Raw genomic sequence first — 1,058 nt, 5'->3', positions numbered from 1 at the left:
ATGCTGGCGCTTGCCGGGCTGATGATGCAGCGGCTGACCGGCAATCCGATGGCCAGCCCCGAAGCGCTGGGCATCAGTGCCGGTGCCGCCCTTGGCATGATGGTGGCGCTGTTTGCGCTCGTCGATGCCGGGCGCCCGGTTCAGACGGCGGCGGCAACGATCGGGGCCTTCGCCGCTTTGCTGGTGACGCTGGCGATCGGCCGTCGTGCCGCCTATGCGCCGGAGCGGCTGCTGCTTGCCGGCGTTGCCCTGACGGCCTTGTTCGACGCGCTGATCCTGGTGCTCACCGCGACCGGCGATCCTCGCGCCATGCTGCTGCTCAACTGGCTGACCGGTTCGACCTATGGCGTCGATGTCGGTGACGCCCTGCTGACCGGTGGTATCGCGGTCTGCCTCTTCGCGCTCGCGCCTTTCTTCATGCGCTGGCTCGACATCCTGCCGCTCGGCTCCGCCGCCGTTCAGGGCCTTGGCATCAACCTGAAGAGGGCGCGGCTTCTCGTGCTGCTGGCCGTCGCGGCACTCACCGCGGCTTCGACGCTGATCGTCGGTCCGCTGACCTTCATCGGCCTTATGGCGCCGCATCTTGCTCGTCGCCTTGGCCTTTCCCGTGCGCTGCCGCAGGCCATTGGCGCGGTGCTCGCCGGCGCGCTGATCATGGTCGCCGCCGACTGGGTGGGCCGGATCGCCATCTTCCCGCGCCAGATCCCGGCCGGTCTCGTCGCCACGTTGATCGGCGGCCCGGTGCTGATGTGGCTGCTGCGCCGCCGCTGACCGTTTTGCCTGGAGATATCCATGTCCAAGATATCCATGTCCAACGCGACGCCAGCCCTGATCGCCAACACGGCGGTCCACGATCTTGTTCCGGCGCAGGGCGGCGCGCCCTGGCGGATATTCCTGCATGTGCCGTCCGGGCCGGTGCCCGAGGCCGGCTGGCCGGTCCTCTACATGACCGACGGCAACGCCGTCATCGGCACGGCGGTCGACGCCATGCGCGCGCAGGCCTTCTATCCCACGGGCACCAATGTCGGCTGGGGCGTCATCGTCGCCATCGGCTATCC

Annotated in this window: 1 protein-coding gene and 1 pseudogene; both read left to right on the top strand. The window is 68.7% G+C overall.

Annotation, left to right across the window (positions count from 1 at the left end; all coding sequences use genetic code 11):
• The coding region (locus ENZ75_RS32710; RefSeq protein WP_164888216.1) for an iron chelate uptake ABC transporter family permease subunit at positions 1-771 on the top strand (771 nt) is incomplete at its 5' end.
• 21 nt (positions 772-792) lie between these two features.
• Positions 793-1,058: pseudogene (locus tag ENZ75_RS32705) on the top strand (alpha/beta hydrolase); the annotation flags it as partial.

This window comes from Mesorhizobium sp. M7A.F.Ca.CA.002.04.1.1 (genome assembly GCF_004022805.1).
GTDB lineage: Bacteria > Pseudomonadota > Alphaproteobacteria > Rhizobiales > Rhizobiaceae > Mesorhizobium > Mesorhizobium ciceri.
This window is presented reverse-complemented; position numbering and strand designations above follow the sequence as displayed.